This window comes from Pseudonocardia sp. Cha107L01 (assembly GCF_052566575.1).
In genome coordinates this window covers 3732647-3753105 of record NZ_CP199579.1, presented here as the reverse complement: position 1 = coordinate 3753105, position 20459 = coordinate 3732647, and the positions used below count along the sequence as shown (strand labels likewise).

Annotated in this window: 22 protein-coding genes; 14 read left to right on the top strand and 8 right to left on the bottom strand. The window is 69.1% G+C overall.

Annotation, left to right across the window (positions count from 1 at the left end; all coding sequences use genetic code 11):
- Positions 1–69: 69 nt before the first annotated feature.
- The 3 genes from fmdA to ACTXG6_RS17800 all read right to left on the bottom strand — a co-directional run bounded on the left by fmdA (position 70) and on the right by ACTXG6_RS17800 (position 4382).
- Positions 70–1329, bottom strand: coding sequence for a formamidase (gene fmdA, locus ACTXG6_RS17810; RefSeq protein WP_445188931.1), 1260 nt, complete (start codon positions 1327–1329; stop codon positions 70–72).
- Positions 1330–1344: 15 nt separating this feature from the next.
- Positions 1345–3066 carry a purine-cytosine permease family protein gene (locus ACTXG6_RS17805; protein WP_445188930.1) on the bottom strand — a complete coding sequence of 574 codons (1722 nt, stop codon included), beginning with the start codon at positions 3064–3066 and terminating at the stop codon, positions 1345–1347.
- 224 nt (positions 3067–3290) lie between these two features.
- Positions 3291–4382, bottom strand: coding sequence for a substrate-binding domain-containing protein (locus tag ACTXG6_RS17800; protein WP_445188929.1), 1092 nt, complete (start codon positions 4380–4382; stop codon positions 3291–3293).
- A gap of 141 nt (positions 4383–4523) precedes the next feature.
- Between ACTXG6_RS17800 and ACTXG6_RS17795 the strand changes: the two genes are divergently transcribed.
- Entirely contained in the window at positions 4524–4949 is a 426-nt protein-coding gene (locus tag ACTXG6_RS17795; RefSeq protein ID WP_445188928.1) for a MarR family winged helix-turn-helix transcriptional regulator, read from the top strand.
- A 37-nt stretch (positions 4950–4986) separates the two neighbouring features.
- Here the strand turns inward: ACTXG6_RS17795 and ACTXG6_RS17790 are convergent, their stop codons facing one another.
- Positions 4987–5172, bottom strand: a complete 186-nt coding sequence (locus ACTXG6_RS17790; RefSeq protein ID WP_445188927.1) for a hypothetical protein — start codon at positions 5170–5172, stop codon at positions 4987–4989.
- 249 nt (positions 5173–5421) lie between these two features.
- Here ACTXG6_RS17790 and ACTXG6_RS17785 point away from each other — a divergent pair, with 249 nt between their 5' ends.
- From ACTXG6_RS17785 to ACTXG6_RS17765, 5 genes are all read left to right on the top strand, one after another.
- On the top strand, positions 5422–6510 hold the full coding sequence (locus ACTXG6_RS17785) for a hypothetical protein (protein WP_445188926.1): 1089 nt from the start codon (positions 5422–5424) through the stop codon (positions 6508–6510).
- A gap of 38 nt (positions 6511–6548) precedes the next feature.
- Positions 6549–7721 (top strand): DUF5624 domain-containing protein, encoded by a 1173-nt coding sequence (locus ACTXG6_RS17780; RefSeq protein WP_445188925.1) that lies wholly within the window; start codon positions 6549–6551, stop codon positions 7719–7721.
- Between the two features lie 64 nt (positions 7722–7785).
- The gene (locus tag ACTXG6_RS17775; protein WP_445188924.1) at positions 7786–8589 is read left to right on the top strand and encodes an HpcH/HpaI aldolase family protein; all 804 of its coding nucleotides are present in this window, start codon (positions 7786–7788) and stop codon (positions 8587–8589) included.
- Positions 8590–8628: 39 nt separating this feature from the next.
- On the top strand, positions 8629–9504 hold the full coding sequence (locus tag ACTXG6_RS17770) for an amidohydrolase family protein (RefSeq protein WP_445188923.1): 876 nt from the start codon (positions 8629–8631) through the stop codon (positions 9502–9504).
- Between the two features lie 89 nt (positions 9505–9593).
- Positions 9594–10049, top strand: coding sequence for a MarR family winged helix-turn-helix transcriptional regulator (locus ACTXG6_RS17765; RefSeq protein ID WP_445188922.1), 456 nt, complete (start codon positions 9594–9596; stop codon positions 10047–10049).
- A gap of 162 nt (positions 10050–10211) precedes the next feature.
- Here ACTXG6_RS17765 and ACTXG6_RS17760 read toward each other — a convergent pair whose 3' ends face one another.
- Genes ACTXG6_RS17760 through ACTXG6_RS17745 form a run of 4 tightly spaced genes read right to left on the bottom strand, consistent with a single transcriptional unit; the run spans position 10212 to position 12486 of the window.
- Positions 10212–11405 (bottom strand): thiolase family protein, encoded by a 1194-nt coding sequence (locus ACTXG6_RS17760; protein WP_445188921.1) that lies wholly within the window; start codon positions 11403–11405, stop codon positions 10212–10214.
- Positions 11402–11833, bottom strand: coding sequence for a Zn-ribbon domain-containing OB-fold protein (locus ACTXG6_RS17755; protein WP_445188920.1), 432 nt, complete (start codon positions 11831–11833; stop codon positions 11402–11404). The genes ACTXG6_RS17760 and ACTXG6_RS17755 overlap by 4 nt, the downstream gene beginning before the upstream one ends.
- 38 nt (positions 11834–11871) lie before the next feature.
- Complete coding sequence (locus ACTXG6_RS17750; protein ID WP_445190036.1) at positions 11872–12045, bottom strand: acyl-CoA dehydrogenase family protein; 174 nt, start codon at positions 12043–12045, stop codon at positions 11872–11874.
- Between the two features lie 12 nt (positions 12046–12057).
- Positions 12058–12486: a hypothetical protein gene (locus ACTXG6_RS17745; protein ID WP_445188919.1), complete on the bottom strand. Its 429-nt coding sequence runs from the start codon at positions 12484–12486 to the stop codon at positions 12058–12060.
- Positions 12487–12765: 279 nt separating this feature from the next.
- Here ACTXG6_RS17745 and ACTXG6_RS17740 point away from each other — a divergent pair, with 279 nt between their 5' ends.
- The 8 genes from ACTXG6_RS17740 to ACTXG6_RS17705 all read left to right on the top strand — a co-directional run bounded on the left by ACTXG6_RS17740 (position 12766) and on the right by ACTXG6_RS17705 (position 20436).
- The gene (locus ACTXG6_RS17740; RefSeq protein WP_445188918.1) at positions 12766–13149 is read left to right on the top strand and encodes a hypothetical protein; all 384 of its coding nucleotides are present in this window, start codon (positions 12766–12768) and stop codon (positions 13147–13149) included.
- Between the two features lie 197 nt (positions 13150–13346).
- The gene (locus ACTXG6_RS17735; RefSeq protein WP_445188917.1) at positions 13347–13598 is read left to right on the top strand and encodes a hypothetical protein; all 252 of its coding nucleotides are present in this window, start codon (positions 13347–13349) and stop codon (positions 13596–13598) included.
- Between the two features lie 415 nt (positions 13599–14013).
- Complete coding sequence (locus ACTXG6_RS17730; protein WP_445188916.1) at positions 14014–14787, top strand: GntR family transcriptional regulator; 774 nt, start codon at positions 14014–14016, stop codon at positions 14785–14787.
- Positions 14787–15737 carry an ABC transporter permease gene (locus tag ACTXG6_RS17725; protein ID WP_445188915.1) on the top strand — a complete coding sequence of 317 codons (951 nt, stop codon included), beginning with the start codon at positions 14787–14789 and terminating at the stop codon, positions 15735–15737. Before ACTXG6_RS17730 ends, ACTXG6_RS17725 begins: the two co-directional genes overlap by 1 nt.
- A 45-nt stretch (positions 15738–15782) precedes the next feature.
- Entirely contained in the window at positions 15783–16688 is a 906-nt protein-coding gene (locus tag ACTXG6_RS17720; protein ID WP_445188914.1) for an ABC transporter permease, read from the top strand.
- On the top strand, positions 16685–17728 hold the full coding sequence (locus ACTXG6_RS17715) for an ABC transporter ATP-binding protein (protein ID WP_445188913.1): 1044 nt from the start codon (positions 16685–16687) through the stop codon (positions 17726–17728). Before ACTXG6_RS17720 ends, ACTXG6_RS17715 begins: the two co-directional genes overlap by 4 nt.
- Positions 17728–18702 carry an ABC transporter ATP-binding protein gene (locus tag ACTXG6_RS17710; RefSeq protein ID WP_445188912.1) on the top strand — a complete coding sequence of 325 codons (975 nt, stop codon included), beginning with the start codon at positions 17728–17730 and terminating at the stop codon, positions 18700–18702. The genes ACTXG6_RS17715 and ACTXG6_RS17710 overlap by 1 nt, the downstream gene beginning before the upstream one ends.
- Before the next feature lie 84 nt (positions 18703–18786).
- A complete protein-coding gene (locus ACTXG6_RS17705; protein WP_445188911.1) occupies positions 18787–20436 on the top strand; it encodes an ABC transporter substrate-binding protein in 1650 nt (549 codons plus the stop codon).
- Positions 20437–20459 lie beyond the last annotated feature (23 nt).

Genomic DNA, 20459 nt, shown 5'->3' with positions numbered 1-20459 from the left:
CCCAAGCATCGCGCACCGCGGAAACGACGCCGAGCCCCCCTGAGCGGCACGCGGCCGCGGCGTCGCGGATCAGCTGATCATGGGCGACCTCGGCGCGCCGGGGCCGGCATTGATCCGCACCGGTCCGGAGGCGCTCGGCTGCACGTTGAAGTCGAAGATCGCGGTGGGCAGGTAGACGGTCGCGCACGAGTTCGGGATGTCCACGACGCCGGACAGCCGTCCCTCGATCGGCGCCGCGCCGAGCAGCAGGTACGCCTGTTCGGGGCTGTAGCCGAACTTGGTGAGGTAGTCGATCGCGTGCAGGCAGGCCCGCTGGTACGACAGGTGGGAGTCCAGGTAGCGCTGCTCACCGTCCAGAGTGACCGAGATGCCGGAGAAGGCCAGCCACTCGCTGTACTGGGGGTCGGTGTTGCCCGGCATGAAGATCGCGTTCTCGGAGACCCCGTAGGTCTCCATGCCGCCCTTGATGAGATCCACGTGCAGGTCGATGAAGCCGCCCATCTCGATGGCCCCGCAGAAGGTGATCTCACCGTCGCCCTGCGAGAAGTGCAGGTCACCGACGGACAGCTTCGCGCCGGGGACGAACACCGGATAGAACACCCGGGAGCCCTTGGTCAGGTTCTTGATGTCCTGGTTGCCACCGTTCTCCCGAGGCGGCGCCGTCCGGGCCGCCTCCGCCGCGATCCGGTCGAACTCCGGCCCCGTCAGGGTGCCGAGCACGGCGTCCGAGGGCTCCGGCGGCAGCGCGAGCGGGGGAACCCGCTCCGGGTCGGTGGCGCGCAGCGCTCCTTCGCGTCGGTTCCATTTCGCCAGCAACGGCGCTGATGGGGCGGTACCCATCAGTCCCGGATGGACGATGCCGGTGAACGACACGCCCGGGATGTGGCGGGACGTTGCGGTCTGCCCCCGGAAGTCCCAGATCGCCTTGTAGGCGTCCGGGAACTGCTCGGTGAGGAAGCCGCCGCCGTTGTTCGTCGGGAAAATGCCCGTGTAGCCCCAACCCTGACCCGCCAACGGGCCCGAGTCCTCCTGGGGAATCGGACCGATGTCGAGGATGTCGACGATGAGCAGGTCCCCCGGTTCAGCACCCTCGACCGCGAAGGGTCCGCTCAGTACGTGGACGGTGGACAGGGGCGCGTCCCGGATGTCGTCGGCGGAGTCGTCGTTGTGGATGGCGCCGTCGAACCACTCCCGGCAGTGCACCCGGAACGAGTCACCGGGCTTCACCGTCGCGGCGGCCGGGATGTCCGGGTGCCAACGGTTGTGGCCGATCTTCTCCTGGTCGATGAAGCTCTTGTTCGAGTCGAGCGGGTAGATGAGCTCGGGCAAGACGGTCCCCTTGCGTCAGTTCGGCGTCGGCGTGATCGAGATGTCCACCTTGCGAGTTCCGTTGCCGCCGCGCGTGGTGGTCTTGCACATGTCGTGACACTGCTTGTCGAGGCTGCAGCACAGGGAGCAGACCGCACCCTGATGGAACGGGCAGCTCGCCATGTCCGGTCGCTCGAACTCGGTCACGCAGACGGTGCATTCGAGCAGGACGGTGGAGAGTTGACCGTCGACGACCAGCGGCTCCGGCAACGTGTCCGCCCGTGCGATGTAGTAGCGCCCCTTCGTCGCGAAGGCAATGACCGGGGAGAGCACGAATGCGATCGCCAGCGCGAGGAACGGTGAGAACGCCTGGGCGTAGGCACCGAAGACGTTGAAGAAGGCCAGGATCGACACGACCGAGGCGATCACCATCGAGCCGAAGCCGACCGGGTTGAAGTTGAACAGGTGCGCCCGCTTGAACTCGACCATGGGCGGGCTCAAGCCGAGCGGTTTGTTCACCACGAGGTCGGCGACCAGTGCGCCCATCCACGCGATGGCCACGTTGGAGTAGAAACCCAGGACGGCGTTCAGGAAGCCGAACACACCCAGTTCCATCAGCGTGAGGGCGATGCCGACGTTGAAGAAGATCCACACGACCCGGCCGGGGTGGTAGTGCAGTACCCGGGAGAAGAAGTTCGACCACGACAGTGAACCGGAGTAGGCGTTCACCACGTTGATCTTCACCTGGGAGAGCACCACGAAGAACACGGCCAGGCCGAGCGCTCCGGCGGACAGGAAGGTGCCGAAGCCGCCGATGTACTCCTGGATCGGCTCGCCCGCCTGGGTGAGACCGACGGCGCCGGAGACCAGGAAGGCCAGGAACGCCCCGCCGAGTTGCTTGCCCGCCCCGAGGATGACCCAGCCGGGGCCGGCGAGGATCACCGAGGCCCACCAACGCTTGGCGTTGTGTGCCGTCTTGATCGGCATGAACCGCAGGTAGTCGACCTGTTCGCCGATCTGCGCGATGAGGGAGAGCGCCACCCCCATCCCGAGCCCGAAGCCCAGCCAGCCGAAACTTGCCCCGCTTCCGCCCTGCGGTCCCCAGTGCGTGAACGCCGCGTACTTGCCCGGGTCCTTGAACCCGACGTAGACGAACGGGGCGAACATCAGCACCAGCCAGACCGGCTGCGTCCACACCTGCAGCTTGGACAACAGGGTCATCCCGAACACGACCAGCGGGATGATGACGAGCGAGGCGACGACGTACCCGATCACCAGCGGGAGCCCGAAGCCCACGTTGAAGGCCTGGGCCATGATCGAGCCCTCGAGGGCGAAGAAGATGAAGGTGAAGCTCGCGTAGACGATCGAGGTGATCGTCGAGCCCAGGTAGCCGAACCCGGCCGCACGGGTCAGCAGGTCCATGTCGATGGAGTACTTCGCCGAGTAGTAGGCGATCGGGATACCGGTCACGAAGATCACCAACGCCGCGACCAGGACCGCCGCGATAGCGTTCATGGCGCCGTGCGTGATGGCGATGGACGCGCCGATGGCGAAATCGGCGAGGTAGGCGATCCCGCCGATCGCGGTGTTCGCCACGGTGAACTCCGACCAGCGTCGGAACGACCGCGGCGCGTAGCGCAGCGAGTAGTCCTCGAGCGTCTCGTTGGCGACCGCCGCGTTGTAGCTGCGCGTCGTCCTGCTCGCCGCCGTCGCCGCGGCCGCCGCCGCCACATCCGGCAACTGCACATCTGAACTCATCAATGCCTCCGATACGTGGTCCCGGAGCTCGAGGGCTACCGGCTCCTGCCCCCGCCAGCCGGTGTGCGGCCGCTGGGCACGTGCACGTGGGTGAGCTGCACGCCGCGCCGTTGACACGGACACTACTGCCTCTCAACACTTCATTTGGAAATTATTTCCTAGTGAAGTGATAGGCAAGACTGCATGGGTAACGTGTGCGTTAACTGAGGCGCGCGCCCCGGCGGCTAGAGCTGCTGGAGCACGTCCCACTGCAGCCCGTCCGCGGCGGCGAGGAAGACGCGCTGCATGAGGTGGCGGTCCCGCACCTGGACCGTTCCCCGGGGGCTCTCGTACTCCAGGCCCTCGGCCATCGCCTGGATGCGCGCCACGTCCACCTCGCCGGCCCGGTGCAGCAGCTCGGTGAGCAGCCGGACGCCCTCGTAGCAGGACTCGCCCAGGCTGTTGAGCACCGGCGCCCCCGGACCGAAGCGGCGGAAGTAGGTCGCCGCGAAGTCGAGCCCGGACGCCGTCGGCAGGTCTTCGAAGTAGCCGGCCGAGGTCATCAGTCCCCTGGTGTTCTCCGCACCCGTCGCGAGCAGCACGTTCTCCTCGATCAACGAACTGAACCGGATGTGGTCCCGATCCAGCCCGGCGCGGCAGAACGCACGGTTGAAAGCCACCGCGTCGTTGCCGATCAGCAGCATGAGGACACCGTCGCAGCGACTGGCCACGACCCGGTCCAGCACCGCCTCGAAGTCCTCCGTGCCGAGCGGCACATAGATCTCGTCGCACACCACGCCACCCAGCTCAGCCAGGTAGCGGTGGGCCGAGGCGGCGGACGCCCTCGGCCAGATGTAGTCGTCGCCCACGATCGTCCAACGCCGCAGGCCCAGCTCACTGGCGAACCACCGCAGCGTCGGCCCCAGCTGCCGGTTCGGCGTCTCCCCGGTGAGGAAGACACCGTCGCCACGCTCACCACCTTCGTAGAGCGCGGTGTAGATGTAGGGCACCCTGCCGTTGATGCGCGGGGCGACGACCTCGCGCACGGCGGAGATGTGCCAGCCCGCCACCGCGTCGACCGAGCCGGCCGTGACCAGGGCATCGACCTCGTCCGCGACCTCCGACGGCGACGCACCGCCGTCGACGAGCGTGAGGCGCATCTCCTTGCCCAGCACGCCGGACCCGGCGTTGACCTCCTCGGCCGCCAGCTGGGCACAGCACTCGCAGGACGGGCCGAAGATCCCGGCCGGTCCCTGCAGTGGCACCACGATGGCGACGTTCAGCGTGTCTGCCTCCCCCGGCCGCACCAGGGAGCCAGGCGGGCTTGCCTCCAGCATGCGCGCGATGGTAGCGAAACCTTGCTACAGGAATATTTCATCGAATGAGGTATCTCCCATGGCCTCAGCCGTGGTGGCTCCAGTACGCTGCCGTCACAACCTCACGATGCGTCCCACGGCAGGGCAATGACGACACTTCCGGTGACCCAAACGCAGGATCTTGACTTCGCCCGGTTGCTCACGCTCGTCGAGCGGAGCGTGGTGCAGAGGCTCACGGAAGTACTGAAGTCGAACGGCGCAACGATCGAGGAGTGGCGGGTGCTGTCGCTGCTCGACGGCGACGTCGGGCACACGATGACCGAGATCGCCGAGTTCGCGATGGTGCAGGCCCCAACTCTCACCAAGGTCGTCGACCGGATGGTCTCGGCCAATCTCGTCCTGCGCCGGGTCGACGATGCGGACCGGCGGCGGGTGCTGGTGTTCGCGTCCGACCGCGGCCGCCAGGCGGTGCGGCAATGGACCGTCCTGGTGAAGCGCGAGCACGACGACCTGGTGTCCGTTGTCGGCCCCGAGGAGATCAACCTGCTCAACGCGCTGCTGGTCCGGGTGTCCGGGCGTCTCGGCTGACGTCAGTCCCCGAGGGCTGCCCCGTTTCCTGCCGCCCCTAGGCGGGCGGCACCTGGACGAGCACCTCGGCGAGGCTCTTGCGGCGCAGGTCGGGCACCTCGGCGTCGCCCGCCGGGTACCCCACCGGGAAGAGAATGTAGGGCCGTTCGCCGCTGGGCCGGCCGCAGATCTCGGTAAGGAAACCCATCGGGTTGGGCGTGTGGGTGAGCGTGATCAGGCCCATCCGATGCAGGCAGGCAATGAAGAAGCCGCAGGCTATGCCGACGCTCTCGTTCAGCGTGAGCCGACCCCCTCGTAGTTCCTCCGCTCCTCGACCTCGGCGGCCACCCGGATGCGGCTCTTGGTCTCCGGGTCCCCGATCACCGCACATCCACAAGAACTGAACGCCGCGCTTCCCAGCACAGCGGTTGACATCAATCGAAGGGTGAACATACTGGGTTTACATGTATACCAAGGCTCGAAGGGGTGCCCGATGACCGATCAGCACCTGACAGAGCGGATCCGGATCCCCACCTCGGGCGCGCGCGCTGTCGCGCCGTTCACACTCGATGGCCGCTCGTTCCTGGCGATCCCGCAGCTGTCCTCCGACGCGACGGGCACCCCGCCCGGCATGAACGGCGGTGACAGCAACACCGACCTGCTCCTGCTGCGCCGCGAGGGCGACTGCTACGTCGAGCACCAGCGGATCCCGGCCCCGGGCGGGGAGGACGCGGAGTTCTTCCGGATCGGCGACGAGGCGTTCCTGGCCGTCGCGAGCATCCGGTCCGGTCGGGGCCCGTACAACTATGAGATCGACTCGGCCATCTACACCTGGGACGGCCAGCGGTTCGTCAAGTTCCAGTCGGTTCCGGCGTTCGCGGCGAAGCAGTGGCGCTACTTCGAGATCGACGGTCACCACTTCCTCGGCCTCGCGCAGGGCGTGTCCCTACCTCAGCACAAGGACAGCAACCGGCCGTCGGTGATCTTCGAGTGGGACGGGACGCAGTTCCGGCCGTTCCAGGAGATCCCGTCCCAGTGGGCCTACAACTGGCACGCCCTCGAGCTCGACGGCCAACACTTCCTGGCCCACGCCGACAACGTTGACCCGTCCCGGCTGTACCGATGGGACGGCACCTGGTTCGTCGGGCACCAGACGCTCGTCGAGACCGAGGGGCGAGCCTTTGCCGACTTCACCGTGGACGGCGAGACCTATCTCGCCTGCGCCGTGCTCGGCGGCGACTCCGTCCTCCTCCGCTGGGCCGGCGGCCGGTTCGTGCAGCACCAGGTTCTGGCCGGGGCCGGCGGCCGCGAACTGGCCGTCATCGAGCAGAACGGGCGTCTCTACCTGGTCCGGGTCAACTTCCTGACCGGCACCCGCGAGAACCCGACGACCTCCCTGCAGTCGCAGCTCTACCAATGGGTCGACGGCAAGCTTGAGGTCGTCGAGCAGTTCCCCACCTCCGGGGGCACCGACGTCGCGGTGTACCCCGACGGCGGTGACACCTTGGTGGCCGTCTCCAACAGCCTCACCGCCGACGTCCGGTTCAGCACCGAGACGGTCATCTATTCCTTCACCGCGTAGCCGACCGAACCACCCACCACACCGCGGAAGGGCCACGCATGGCCAGCCACGAGAGCCCCGAACTGGTCGAGCTCTTCACCACCTACACCGCCAGCCCGGTAAGCATCGGCAGGCACCTGGCCGAGGCCACCGCCGAGCGCACCGACAACGACCCACTGATCGTGGCCACCGGCGCGGACCTCGCGCTCTACCCAGGAGGTGGGCAGGACCCGCAGGTCGAGGGCTTCCGCCTGTCCACCCGAGGGTTCAAGGAGCTGGCCGGGATCTCCCACCTCGGCCCGGCGCTGGCCTCACTGGTCCAGATCCGCGCACTGCGCGGCGACGACTCGTGGCAGGCCGACGGCCGACGGCTGCTCGCACAGGTCGAGGTCGCGCGCGCGGCCAACAGCGTCGAACTGTGGCGCGACACCATTGCCGTCGAGGCCTACCGGGGCCGCGAACAGGCCATCGCCGACATGATCGACCACACCTGTCGGCGCACCGAGGACTACCTGCGCACCGCACTGGCCGACCAGAGCTACCTCAATGTCCACACCCTGCGCGAGGACTACCTCGCCGGTACCGGCGGGAGCCAGCCGGCCGTACCGATGAACCACATGATGATCGCCACGTTCTTCCTGGCCGGGATGGACATCGCCTTCCGGGTACTGCGCTGGTTCGGCGGCAACGACATCGACTGGAACCGGGCCATGGTCATCATCGCCGGCAGGCAGGGCCGCCCCACCGCCGGCGTCACCTGGAACACCAGCAGCGTCGCCGCCATGATCCTCGGTGCGTCCGGGCACAAGCTCCCCCTGGAACGGCTGTACATGGCGCCGCACGTTCGCGTATTCGCCACCCCGGTCAACGGTGACCTGAGTGAGGTCAAGGCACTCGAGCCGACGTTCCGCACGATCTGGAACGGCATCCACGCCACCCAGGAGCTCGGCCCGGCGATGTTCGACGGCTACCCGCGCTACGTCCCGGGCGGCACCGAGGCACCCGATCTCGCCACCGGGCTCACAGAGGTCAGCGACATGCCGAAGATCCATTCCGCCGAGGACATGCTGGCGATGGTGACCCGACTGCGGGTGGTCCTGGAGGACCCCCGCCAACTGCTCTCCGGTTGCGTGACCGACTTCGCGGTGGCGCAACTCGTGGCCCGCGACAACGACCCCACCCGGATCACCGTTCCCGGCCTGGACGGGGTCGACTACGCCGGGGGTCGGTAGCACCACCCGCCGTACGGAACGCACGGACTCACGTAGCTCCGTCCAGAGAAGGGCGATCTGTTCCATGGTTGAGGCGAGCGGTCAGGTGCGGTCCAACCCGTTCCTCGAGCGGTTGCGCGCGGGCGCACCGACCCTGCTGCTGGGCATCCGCTCCAGCCGCACCGCCGACGTGGTGCGCATCGCCGGGTCGACCGGCCACCACGGAATCATGATCGACCTCGAGCACTCGACGATGTCGCTGGACGTGGCGGGCACGCTCTGTGCCACCGCGGCCGACCTGGGTCTGACACCCTTCGCGCGGATCCCCGAACGGGAGTACGGCACCATCGGGCGGCTCCTGGACTGCGGGGCGCACGGGATCATCGCTCCCCGCGTCGAGACAGTCGCCGACGCCGAGCTGATCAGCCGGGCCTGCCGGTTCCCACCCGGCGGACAACGCTCCCAGCTGGCCATGGTGCCCCAGCACGGAATGCGCCCGACCCCGGCACGGGAGCTGAATCCCGCGCTCGATCGCGCCACGATCGTGCAGATCCTGTTGGAGACCCCCGAAGGCATCCGCAACGCCGAGGCCATCGCCGCGCTGGACGGGGTGGACATGCTGGCGATCGGGACCAACGACCTGACCGCCGAGCTCGGTGTGCCCGGCCAGTACGGCCACCCCGCCCTGCGCGATGCGATCGCCGCCGTCGGTGAGGCGTGCAAGCGCCACGACAAGCTGTTCATGGTCGGCGGCATCGCCGACCAGGCCGTCCTGGACTCGCTGCCCGCACTCGGCGTCAGCCCGCTACACCTCACCGGGTTCGACACCGACCTGCTGTTCGCCGCGGCGAAGTCCCGCGCCGCCGCCTTCACCGAACCCCGGCACTGAGCGACCCCACCCGACGACACCGTGAGGACGGCAACGACCGTGAACCCGAAGTTCTCCGTGTGCACCCCGATGCGGGAGGCCGAGTCCAACACCCGGCCCGTCTTCCCGCTGCCGGCCGGCGCCTGCGACTCGCACTTCCACGTGTTCGAGCCCGGCTACCCCGCGGTCCCCAACCCGCAGTACACCTTCCCCGACGGAACGCTGGAGGCATACCTGCAGGTCTGCGACGTGCTCGGCATCGAGCGGATGGTGCTCGTGGCCCCCACCTACTACGGCAACGACAACAGCCTCACCCTCGACGTGCTGCGTAAACTCGGCTCACGTTGCCGCGCTGTGGTGCGTATCGAGGAGGACACCACCGAGGCCGAGCTGGACCAGTACCACGAGCTCGGGGCGCGGGCGATCCGACTGGATCTCTTCGCCCGCCGGGACTGGCCGGTCGAGGACATCATGGCCTACGTCCGGCGGATGGCCGCCCGGGCAACCCCGCGCGGCTGGCACATCCAGTTCTACACACCGGGCACCGTCATCCGGGATCTGCTGCCCTACCTCGCCGACCTCGAGCACCACTTCGTCATCGACCACATGGGCTACATGCTCGAGTCCGACGGGCTCACCCAGGCCGACTTCGAACGGTTGCTCGACATCCTTCGCGGCGGCTACTGCTGGATCAAGCTGTCCGGCCCCTACCGCATCGCCAAGGACAAGCCACTGTCCTCCGTCGCGCCGCTGGGCCGCGCACTGGTGAGCGCCCGGGCGGACCGGCTGATCTGGGGCTCCGACTGGCCGCATCTCCCCGACGGCCAGCGCGACACCGGCGAGCTGCTCAACCTGCTCGCCGACTGGGCTCCCGACGAATCCGACCGCCACCGCATCCTGGTCGCCGCGCCCACCCAGCTGTTCTTCGCCGACTGAACGGCTGGCCTCGCACCCATGCCCGTGCGTAGCCGGGGTAACCGGCCTCCACCGAGTTACCCGTGCCGGCACCACTTAGGATTCACGGTGTGACCGACCCGCTCACGCCGGCCGAACGCGAAGCCTGGCGTGCTGTGCTGCTCGTGGCGGACATCCTCCGCTTCAGAGTCGCCGCGGCGCTCAGGCCGTTCTCCGACCTGTCGCCGGCTGATCACAGTGTGCTCATGCGCCTTGTCGAGGCCCCGGAGCAGCGGATGGGGCAGCAGCGCCTGGCGAACGAGATGTTCTGGTCCAAGAGCAGGTTGTCGCGCCAGCTGTCGCGGATGCAGACACGGGGATTGGTCGAGCGCACGACCGACAACGGGGCGCGCGGAGTCCAGATCGTGCTGACCGCCGGCGGGATCGATGCCGTCCGGGCGGCCGCGCCGGCGCACGCCGATGCCGTTCGACGCTATCTCCTCGAGACCGCCACGGAGGACGAGGTGGCCGCGTTCCTGCGGTTGGCCGGTCGGCTCACCGACAGCGCCGGCACCACTCGCGCCTAACGGCTCTAGGCCTAGCTCTAGGCTGAGTACGTGTGTGACAACAGGGAGGCCCGCGTGTTCCGGTCCGTCCCCGTCGCGACCACGCACGAGTGTGCGGTGAAGGCCGCCACCGTGCTCTTCGTCTGAGCACGCCCCCACCCGCGCCCCCACCCGGGCGGTGTCTCAGCCTCGGTCCGCCGTCAGCAACGCCACCCCCGCGATCGGGCCACCGCCGTTGGCGACCACCACCACCTCCGCGCCGGCCACCTGCCTGGCGCCGGCACCGCCCCGCAGCTGCACCACCGCCTCGTGCAGCAAGCCGAAGCCGTGCAGCCGCCCACCGGAGAGCTGCCCACCCGCCGTGTTCATCGGGAGCTCGCCGGTCAACGCGATGCGCTCGCCTCCCTCGACGTACGCCCCGCCCTCACCGCGGCCGCACATCCCGAGTGCCTCCAGCCAGGCGAGCGCCAGGATGCTGAACCCGTCGTAGAGCTGGGCGATGTCGACGTCGCCCGGTTTGAGCTCGGTACGACTCCACAGGTGGCTGGCGGCACCCTGGGCCGCCATCGAGGTGAGGTCGCCGTACTGGTCCCAGGACGGCCTGCCGCGCAGCGCCGTCCCGAATGCCTCGATCCGCGCGGACCCGCTGGGCGCATCGGGCGCGTAGTCGGCCGCGGACACGACCAGCGCGGTCGCGCCGTCGACGGGCACATCGCAGTCGAAGAGGCAGAGCGGGCTGGAGATCATCCGCGCACCCAGGTAGTCCTCCCTCGTCAGCGGCGTGCTGAACACCGCCGCCGGGTTGAGCGAGGCATGTTGGCGCACGGTGATCGGGATCGCGGCGAGCTGTTCGCGGGTGGTGCCGAACTCGTGGAAGTGCCGGGTCGCCACCTGCGCCAGCCAGTTGACAGCGGAGACGCCCCCGAAGGGGAGCATCCAGGTCCCCGTGCCGCTGGCCGTCCCGGGCCCGGCCGGCAGTACCGAGGCCCGGCCCCCAGCGCCCTGCGCCGACGACTCGGTCACCGTGCGGTAGACCAGCACATGGCGGGCGAGCCCCACCGAGACCGCGGTGCACGCCGCCACCAGTGCCCCGAGCTGCCCGGGCACCTCGGCGGCCCCTTGATGCCAGTTGAGGTCCAGCCGCAGCGTGTCCTGCACATCGTAGGGCGACGGCCCGCCGTAGCCGGCGGTGCTGGCGCTGTAGCCGCCCGGATAGGTCGAGAGCCCGTCGATGTCAGCGCGGGTCAGCCCGGCGTCGGCCACAGCGGCGAGGCACGCCTGCACGGTCAGGTCCAGGTCGGAACGACCCAGCCGTCGCCCCACCGTGCTCTGACCGATGCCGCTGATCACCGAGTCGTGTTCGAAATGCCGGCTCACCGTGCCTCCTGGACGGGCTCGAACAGCGGGTACCAGACGTCGTTGCGGTGCAGGAAGCACACCCGGACCCGCATGCCGACCGTGACCTCGGCCCAGTCGCACCCGCACACGTTGGTTGTCAGCCGCAGATCCTCCTGCTCATCGAGCCGGACGATCGCGATCACGTAGGGCGCCTGGCCCGGCACCCACTGCTGGTGGTTCACGGTGAACGTATGCACGGTGCCCAGCCCGGACACGGCCCGGGGGGACAGCTCGGCGCTCAGGCAACGAGCGCAGCGCGGCCCGGGCGGATGGCTGAAGTACCCGCAGGACGCACAGTGCAGGAACCTCAGGTGCCCGTCCGCGCCACTGGTCCAGAAGAACCGGGTCAGCGGGTCAGCCAACGGTGCCATCCGGCTGATCAGGACGTCGTCGTCCACCGTCGCCATGTGTTCTCCTCCTGCAGCCGAGGCGCGCTGGGCGAAACTCACCGGTCCAGTCGCATGGATCGGCCCACGATATGGCGCATCACCTCGCTGGACCCGGCGAGGATCCGCTGCACTCTCGTGTCGCGCCACAACCGGGCGATCTCGTACTCGTCCATATAGCCGGCGCCGCCGTGCAGCTGGAGGCAGGGCGCCGCTCTCCGCCCGGGGCGGATGCGGCCGCTACGTCAAACCCGCGACGGAGCGACCGCCGCGGACGCGATGACGTGCGTGACGGGCACGCCGGGGACGGCATGCCCGACCCGGTGTGGAAGGTCGATCCGCAGCCATTTCGACAGATGGGCCGGCAATGTGGAGACGATGACCTCGTCATACCGACCGCGTTGCCACTCCCGCTCGAACGCCGTCATCGGATCGGGATCCCCGGTCACGCACGAGACCTCGATACCGCTGGCCTGCAGCAGCCTTCTCGCCGCCCGCAGCCGCCGGCACGCGGACTCGGTACCGCCATGGGGGTCCTGGACCTCCCACACGGCGGGCGCCAACATGGTCACCGCGATCGGGCCCACCCGATGTCGGGCCACGAGCTGCTCGATCAGCTCCTGGCAGTCAGCAGTCCGGTTGGCAATCACAAGCACACGCGACGCCGCGTCCATGGCCGAGAGGGTACGCCGCCGGGCCTCATCCGGGCACCACCCGAAGAGCCTGCTTTCGAACCGGTGCGGGCCCGAGACAGCTCGGTGGCGCCGAACCCATGCCGACCGGCGTCCGCTCCTCCGCCAGGTCCGAATCGAGAGACTTCGCGCCCCAGGAACCATTCTTCTTGCGCCTAGCAATTTACCTGGAGTTGACGCTCACCTCCGCATCAGTCGACTCATACAGCTGTATAACAGAGACACACAACGGCGGTCCGACGCATTAGGGCGGAGGCGAGCATGGGCAATGTATCTGACTCGCGCGGCCTCAATGCCACACCCACGGTGCGGCCGTTCACCTCGACGCTGAAACGGTTCTTCCAGCCTCAGCCAGCTGCGCCGATGTCCATTGATGTGCGTAAATTGTGTGACGAACTCACAGAGGTCCTCGTGCGGACAAGCTCTCGTGGGTCCTGGCAGGAAAACGCCTGCTTTCTGCTCCACACCACTGATGACGACTGGCATCCCGTGGCCTTCAACGACGCCATCGCGGGCGAGCTCATCTCCCGACTGCGCATGATGCCCGGGTTCGAGGACGACCGGCTTCTCGATCTGATCGGGTGTCCCGCCGAACAGTTCATCGTGCTCTGGCGCAGATCATCCCTCGCCTCCGGTCGCCGATAACAAACCGCCATGCTGAACACGGCGAAAGCGACGATCGACCGCCTGATCGCGCCGGCCGCAGCGGTTCCACGCCGGGGACGCCCCCGCGCCGGTCAGCGATGGGCGTTCACGTCTTGTCACTTCGTCGTCACATTCGGTGTCATCGGCACCCCTAACCTCCCCCTCCAAGTTGATCGATTCAGGGAGTGCGGGGTCTCATGACGACGGCACGGACGGAGCAGACCGACGAGCGGGCGGTCTTCTTCCACTGGATCACCGGCGCGGACGGGCTGGATCACGCGGTGCTCGAGCCTGAGCTCACGCTCGCCAGCTCGGTGGGCGCGAGTGTCGGGTACCCCGCCCTGTGTCGGTACTCGGTCATTCCCGACGTCCACCTCAGCCGGCCGCAGCGCTGCTGCGCCGACTGCGTCAACAAGCTGCCCTTCAATGCGCTCCGCTGCCATTGGTAGACCACGCCGCGTAGGACAAGTGTGTCCGCATTGACCGGCTTCGGCCGAACCGGCCGCACAGCTGAACGCTGTGCCGCACAGCTGAACGCTGAATATGCTCGGGAATACATTCGGATCGTCCTTCCGCCGGTCAGCGGCGGGCCGGTCAGGTACGTCTGGTTGATCTGTGCCGAGCACGTGGCCGGCTGATGATCCACCAGAGGCTCGGCGGGCCGGACTATTAGGCCAAACGGCGCATCGGCCCTGGCGAACACCCGGAAGTCCCGGCGTAGCAGCGGAGTTCTCCCGGCGTTATGAGTCCCGGTAAACACGTCTGTCGAGGTCAGGGCAGGTTCCGTCGGGATACTTCCGGCTTAACTGCGGCGTTACCCTGACACTCTTTCGGTATACACGCCACTTACCCACTGTAGTGGGCATGACACAGGCCAGGATGGACCCGCGCACCAGGCGCCGGTCGCGAGCGGCCCGCCGGGTGCGCGATCTGCTCCGCGCGGCGATCGTGGTCCGGGAGTTCCCAGCCGGCGCGCTGCCCGCCGAGGCGGAGCTGATGCTCTCGTTCTCGGCCAGTCGCCAGGTGGTGCGGGACGCGCTCGCGCTGCTGCGGGACGAGGGACTGGTCAAGCGGGTACCGGGTACCGGGACGCTATCCGTCGCCTCGAAGGTCCGGCACAGCTTCAGCTACATCCACGGGCCCGAACCCGCCGGGGACAGCGGGACGGTCTCGCACCGGATCCTGAGCACCAGCCGGGAGGTCGCCGCACCGAGGGTCGCCGAGCGGCTCCGCATCCCGCAGGGCAGCGAGTGCGGCGTCGTGGAGTACCTGACGCTGGTCGGTGACGAGCCGTACTACGCCTGCACCGCCTACGTGCCGCCGCCGCTGCTGGACGTCGTCGTGCTCGGCCAACAGGTCGAGGAGTGGTACTCGGTCTACGAGTTGGCCGGTTTCGAACTCGGCGTCACCGACCAGGCGGTCGAGGCGATCCTGGCCGACGAGGTGGTCGCCGAGCTGCTCAACGTGCCGGCCGGCGCGCCGCTGCTGCTGTTCGAGCGGCTGGTCAGGGACCACACCGGGTGCCCGCTGGAGTACGCCTTCGCCCGGGTGCGCGGCGACCGGATGACGCTCACCGTGCAGCTCCCCCGGCACAGCTGGCAGTGCCGGCAGGGACCGCTCCGCGGTCGGGACGCCTGATGCTGGGCTACCTCGGCCGCAGGATGCTGATGGCGGTCCCGATCCTGCTCGGTGTCTCCCTCGTCATCTTCATCACCGTCAAGATCATCCCAGGTGACCCGGTCGCGTCACTGCTCGGGCCGACCGGCACGCCGGAGGCCAGGGCGGCGCTGACCGAGCGGCTGGGCCTGAACCGGCCCCTGCCGGTGCAGTACGTGTCCTGGCTGGGGCACACCGTGGTCGGCGACTTCGGGACCAGCATCGCGCGGCGCTCCGCCGTCGCGCCGATGGTGTTCGACGCGCTGAAGAACACCCTCATCCTGACTCTGGCCGCCGCGGTCCTGGCACTGGTCGTCGGCATCGCCGTGGGCGCGCTCACCGCGCTGCGCCGAACCGGCCCGCTGGCCAGGATCGGCAACGGCTTCGCACTGTTCTCGATCTCCGTTCCGCAGTACTCGATCGGCCTGCTGCTGATCATCTATCTGGCGGCGGGCGCCGGGTTGTTCCCGGTCAGCGGCATGTACAACCCCAGCACCGGCGGCGGCTTCGTGGATCTGTTCAACCACCTGATCCTGCCGGCGGTCACGGCAGCGCTGGTGCCGGCCGGGATTATCGCCCGGATGTTCCGCTCGTCGGTGCTGGACGTGATGAGCATGGACTTCATCGAGGCGCTGACCGCGCGCGGGCTGTCCCGGCGCCGGGTCATGCGCCACGCGTTCCACAACACGGTGCCGTCCCTGCTCACCGTGGCCGGCCTGCAGATCGGCTACCTGCTGGGCGGGGTGATCTTCGTCGAGGCAGTGTTCGCCTGGCCCGGCATCGGGTTGCTGGTCTACCAGTCGATCAGCCAGCGGGACCTGCCGGTGATCCAGGCCGGCGTACTGGTCTCGGCCTTCGCCTTTGTGCTGCTCAACCTCATCGTCGACGCCCTGCACGGGTTGGTCGACCCCCGGATCCGCACCTCGCACTAGCCAGTGAGACCTCCCGCCCCGTTGACCTTCCGCCAGGAGATGCCCATGACCACAGTGACCGAGGCACCGCCCGGCTCCGTGCCCGACTCGGTGCGCGAATCCGCCCTCGCCACCCCGCGCGGCGTCCGCTCGCGCCGGCGGATGAGCCTGTCCGCGACCATCGCGGCGAGCGTGGTCGGCCTGATCGTGCTGGTGGCCGTGCTCGGCCCGTTCCTGGTCGGCGACCCGAACGTCGGCGACCCGGCGCAGCGGCTGCTCGCGGCCGGCACGCACGGGCACCTGCTCGGCACCGACGGGCAGGGCCGTGACGTGTTCGCCCGGCTGGTGGACGGCACCCGGTTGTCGCTGCTCGCCGGGCTGGTGCCGGTGCTGTTCGCCGCGGCCGTGGGCACCACCCTGGGAGTCACCGCCGGCCTGTCCGGGCGCTGGGGACACCGGTTGATCATGCGCACGCTGGACGTGTTCTATGCCTTCCCGGCCGTCCTGCTGGCCATCGCCATCGCCGCCGCGCTGGGCTCCGGCATCTCCAACTCGATCATTGCGCTGGCCGTCATCCTGGTGCCGCCGGTGGCCCGGGTCGCCGAGACCGAGACCGGCCGGCTGGTCGACCTGGACTACATGGAGGCGGCCAGGGCCAGCGGCGCAACCAGGGGTGCGATCGCCCTGCGCCAGGTGCTGCCCAATGTGGCCCCGCCGGTCGTCGTCTACTGCACCGCGCTGATCGGGCTGTCCATCGTGTACGCGGCGGGACTGAGCTTCCTCGGCCTCGGGGTGTCACCACCGACCGCGGAATGGGGCCTGATGGTCAGCGACCACACCCAGTACATCTACACCGCGCCATTCCTGGCCGCGATTCCCGCGCTGGCCATCCTGGTCGCCTCGGTGGCGTTCAACGTGCTCGGCGACGGTCTGCGCGACCTGCTCGACGTGCGCGGGGAGGCCAGGGCATGACCGCCTCGACGGGCCTCTCGGGCGTGAACCAGGCCGAGCCGGACACCGCGCTCGCCCCGTTGGAGGTCACCGACCTCAGTACCACGTTCGTGGCCAACCGGCGACGGATCGAGGTGGTGCGCGGTGTCTCGTTCACGCTGCGCCGGGGCGAGACGCTGATGCTGCTGGGCGAGTCCGGCTGCGGCAAGTCGGTGACCGCCAGGTCGATCATGCAGCTCTACGGCTCGGCGGCGGAGCTGGGCGGCAGTGTGCGGATGAACGGCCAGGAGCTGCTCGGGCTGCCCGAGCCAGCGCTGCGCAGCCTGCGCGGCGGCCAGATCGCGCTCATCCCGCAGGACCCGACCGGAGCGCTGGACCCGTTGCGCCGGATCGGGGCCCAGCTCACCGAGGTGCTCGCGGTGCACGGCATCGAGCGGGTCAAACGGGCGGGCCGCAGACGGGCCGAGGAGCTGCTGGCCATGGTCGGCATCCCGGACCCGAAGCGGGTCGCGGACAGCTACCCGCACGAGCTGTCCGGCGGCATGCGACAGCGCGCGGTGATCGCCATCGCCGTCTCCTGCGACCCGCAGGTGCTCATCGCCGACGAACCCACCACCGCGCTGGACGTGACCGTGCAGGCGCAGATCCTGGAGCTGCTTGCCGAACTGCGCGAGCGCCTGGGCACCGCGGTGCTGATGGTGACCCACGACGTCGGGGTGGCCGGCGACTTCGGTGGCCAGATCGGCGTGATGTACGCCGGGCGGCTGGTCGAGGAGGGCCCCGCCCGCGAGGTGCTGGCCAGCCCCCGGCACCCCTACACGCAGGGACTGCTCGACTCACTGCCCGCACCGGACATCCCGCGCGGCACGCTGCGCTCCATCGAGGGCTCGCCCCCCGGGGTGGGCGCGTTCCCGGCCGGTTGCGCGTTCGCGCCGCGCTGCCCGAAGGCGCGACCGGCGTGTCGGGGCGAGGACCCGCCACTGCGCAGGGTTCGACCGGACCGCTCGGCGGCGTGCCCGGTGGTCAACCCGGCGACCCCGACACCCGGGAGGGCCGCGTGATGGCCACGACCACACCGGAGGCACCGGCGCTGCTGGTCGCCGAGCACCTGACCAAGACCTTCGGCAACGGTGTGCGGGCGGTCGCCGACGTCTCGCTCACCGTGCACCGGGGCGAGACGCTGGGCGTGGTCGGCGAGTCCGGGTGCGGCAAGTCCACCACCGGCAAGATGCTGCTCGGCCTGCTGGCACCGGACGAGGGCACGGTCACCTTCGACGGCCGGTCGATGGCCGGGCTGGGCCGCCGCGACCTGCGGGCGCTGCGGGCCCGGCTGCAGGTGGTGCCGCAGAATCCGCAGACCTCGCTGAACCCCCGGCTCACCGTGCGCTCCTCGATCGAGTTCAACCTGCGCGCGCACGGGGTGCCACGGGCCGAGCGCGGACCCAGGGTGCTGCGGCTGCTCGACCGGGTGGGGCTGACCTCGGCGCAGAGCACCCGGTTCCCGCACGAGCTCTCCGGCGGACAGCTGCAGCGGGTCGCGATCGCCAGGGCGCTGGCTACCGCGCCGGACCTGGTGATCTGCGACGAGGCGGTGTCCGCGCTGGACAAGAGCGTGCAGGCGCAGGTGCTCAACCTGCTCGCCGACCTGCAGCGGGAGACCGGCGTGGCGTTCCTGTTCATCTCCCACGACCTCGCGGTGGTGGAGCACATCTCCGACCGGGTGGCCGTGATGTACCTGGGCCGGGTCGTCGAGGTGGGGCCGGCGAAGCAGCTCTGGGCCAGCCCGCAACACCCGTACACCACCGCGCTGCTGTCCGCGACGCCCGGCCAGGGACGGGAGCGGATCGTGCTCTCCGGCGAGCTGCCCAGCCCGGCGAACCCGCCGTCCGGCTGCGGCTTCCGCACCCGCTGCCCGGTGGCCGAGGAGGTGTGCGCCAGCTCCTGGCCGCCGCTGACCGAGGTGACCCCCGAACACGCCGCGGCCTGCGTCCATGTGACCGCCCAGCCCCAGCCGGCCGCCGCCGTGCCCGGCTGACCCGTCCCGCCCCACGCAACGCCGGGACCCACTGGGCCGCCGGCCGATGGCCCCTGCCCGAAGAACCACCCGAGAGGATCCCCCGTGCCCAGCAACTTCCTCGCCGATCGACCGCAGCGGCGGCGGCCCCCGGGCCGACATCGCGGCATCCTGCTCACCGCGCTGGCGGCCGTGCTCGGGCTGCTGCTCGCGGCCTGTGGCGGCAGCGCCACCTCCTCGGGCGGCACCCAGAACACCCTGATCATCGGCATGACGGCGTCGGACATCCCGGTACTGGACACCGGGCTGGCGCAGGGGCAGGGCTACGAGGGCCTGCGGTTCGTGGCCAACCAGCTCTACGACGGCCTGACCAAGTTCGACCTGACCCAGGGCAACCAGATCCCCAAGATCGTGCCCGACCTGGCGACGTCCTGGGAGCCCAACGCCGACCTGACCAGCTGGACGTTCCACCTGCGGCCGAACGTGACCTTCCACGACGGCACCCCGTGGAACGCCGACGCCGCGATCTTCAACCTGCAGCGCTACACGGACAAGGCCAGCCCGAACTTCTACCAGGAGCTCAACGCCCAGGGCGGACTGTCGGTGCAGGGCATCAAGAACTACTCCAAGATCGACGACCTGACCCTGCGCATCAACACCAACGGCCCGTGGTCCTACCTGCCCACGGACCTGGCGACGGTCTACTTCGGCAGCCCCACCGCGATCAAGGCCGAGGGCAACCAGGGATTCGCGGAGAAGCCGGTCGGTACCGGCCCGTTCAAGTTCGAGTCGGTGCAGCGCGGCCAGCGGCTGGTGATGGACCGCAACGAGAACTACTGGAACGGCGCACCGAAGGTGGACAAGGTCATCCTGCGGCCCATCCCGGATCCCACCGCCCGGGTGGCCGCGCTGCGTTCCGGTGAGGTCAACTGGATCGAGGTGCCGCCGCCGGACGACGTGCCGAACCTGCGCAACCAGGGCTTCCAGGTCCTCACCAACTCCTACAACCACATCTGGCCGTGGGTCTACAACCTGACCAAGCCGCCGTTCAACAACCCGACCGTGCGCGAGGCACTGAACTGGGCGATCAACCGCCAGTCGCTGGTGGACAACATCCTCAAGGGCACCGCGGAACCCGCGCTGGGCTTCGTGCCGCACGCCGACGCCGCCTACCGCACCGGCAACGACGTGTACGGCTACGACCCGGCGAAAGCCAAGCAGCTGCTGGCGCAGGCCGGCTACCCGAACGGCTTCACCATGACGCTGTCGTACCCGACCAGCGGCTCCGGCAACATGGTGCCCACCCCGATGAACACCGCGCTGCAGGCCGACCTTGCCGCGGTCGGGGTGACCGTGCAGCTCAAGCCCATCGAGTGGGCGGCGATGCTGAACGACTTCTTCGTCGGCAGGATCCCGGATGACGCGAACGCGCTGAACATCTCGCTGTCCTACCAGCAGGAAGGCTTCTGGCGCAGCTGGTTCGGCACCGGCTCCGGGCCCAACGCCGGCAAGTACTCCAACCCGAAGGTCGACGCGCTGCTGCAGCAGGCCAAGACGGTGCTCGACCCGACGGCACGGTCGGACATCTACGCCCAGATCGCCGCGATCCTGGGCAAGGACTCACCGTGGCTGGTCGTGGTCAACGACCGAAACCCCAGGGTACTGGCGTCGACCGTGCACGGCTTCGTCGAGCCGCAGTCCTGGTTCGCCGACCTCACCCAGCTGTCCGTCGGCGGCTCGTCGTCCAACAGCTGACCGCCCGAACCTCCAAGGAAGGA

What these genes read in the sequence shown, in the direction of transcription:
- ACTXG6_RS17790 (WP_445188927.1), bottom strand. Translation starts at nt 5,172, where the DNA reads ATGGGCCTGATCACGCTCACCCACACGCCCAACCCGATGGGTTTCCTT.
- ACTXG6_RS17800 (WP_445188929.1), bottom strand. Translation starts at nt 4,382, where the DNA reads ATGCTGGAGGCAAGCCCGCCTGGCTCCCTGGTGCGGCCGGGGGAGGCA.
- ACTXG6_RS17710 (WP_445188912.1), top strand. Translation starts at nt 17,728, where the DNA reads ATGGCCACGACCACACCGGAGGCACCGGCGCTGCTGGTCGCCGAGCAC.
- ACTXG6_RS17730 (WP_445188916.1), top strand. Translation starts at nt 14,014, where the DNA reads ATGACACAGGCCAGGATGGACCCGCGCACCAGGCGCCGGTCGCGAGCG.
- ACTXG6_RS17735 (WP_445188917.1), top strand. Translation starts at nt 13,347, where the DNA reads ATGACGACGGCACGGACGGAGCAGACCGACGAGCGGGCGGTCTTCTTC.
- ACTXG6_RS17785 (WP_445188926.1), top strand. Translation starts at nt 5,422, where the DNA reads ATGACCGATCAGCACCTGACAGAGCGGATCCGGATCCCCACCTCGGGC.
- ACTXG6_RS17715 (WP_445188913.1), top strand. Translation starts at nt 16,685, where the DNA reads ATGACCGCCTCGACGGGCCTCTCGGGCGTGAACCAGGCCGAGCCGGAC.
- ACTXG6_RS17725 (WP_445188915.1), top strand. Translation starts at nt 14,787, where the DNA reads ATGCTGGGCTACCTCGGCCGCAGGATGCTGATGGCGGTCCCGATCCTG.
- ACTXG6_RS17805 (WP_445188930.1), bottom strand. Translation starts at nt 3,066, where the DNA reads ATGAGTTCAGATGTGCAGTTGCCGGATGTGGCGGCGGCGGCCGCGGCG.
- ACTXG6_RS17740 (WP_445188918.1), top strand. Translation starts at nt 12,766, where the DNA reads ATGGGCAATGTATCTGACTCGCGCGGCCTCAATGCCACACCCACGGTG.
- ACTXG6_RS17745 (WP_445188919.1), bottom strand. Translation starts at nt 12,486, where the DNA reads ATGGACGCGGCGTCGCGTGTGCTTGTGATTGCCAACCGGACTGCTGAC.
- ACTXG6_RS17755 (WP_445188920.1), bottom strand. Translation starts at nt 11,833, where the DNA reads ATGGCGACGGTGGACGACGACGTCCTGATCAGCCGGATGGCACCGTTG.
- ACTXG6_RS17780 (WP_445188925.1), top strand. Translation starts at nt 6,549, where the DNA reads ATGGCCAGCCACGAGAGCCCCGAACTGGTCGAGCTCTTCACCACCTAC.
- ACTXG6_RS17720 (WP_445188914.1), top strand. Translation starts at nt 15,783, where the DNA reads ATGACCACAGTGACCGAGGCACCGCCCGGCTCCGTGCCCGACTCGGTG.
- ACTXG6_RS17775 (WP_445188924.1), top strand. Translation starts at nt 7,786, where the DNA reads ATGGTTGAGGCGAGCGGTCAGGTGCGGTCCAACCCGTTCCTCGAGCGG.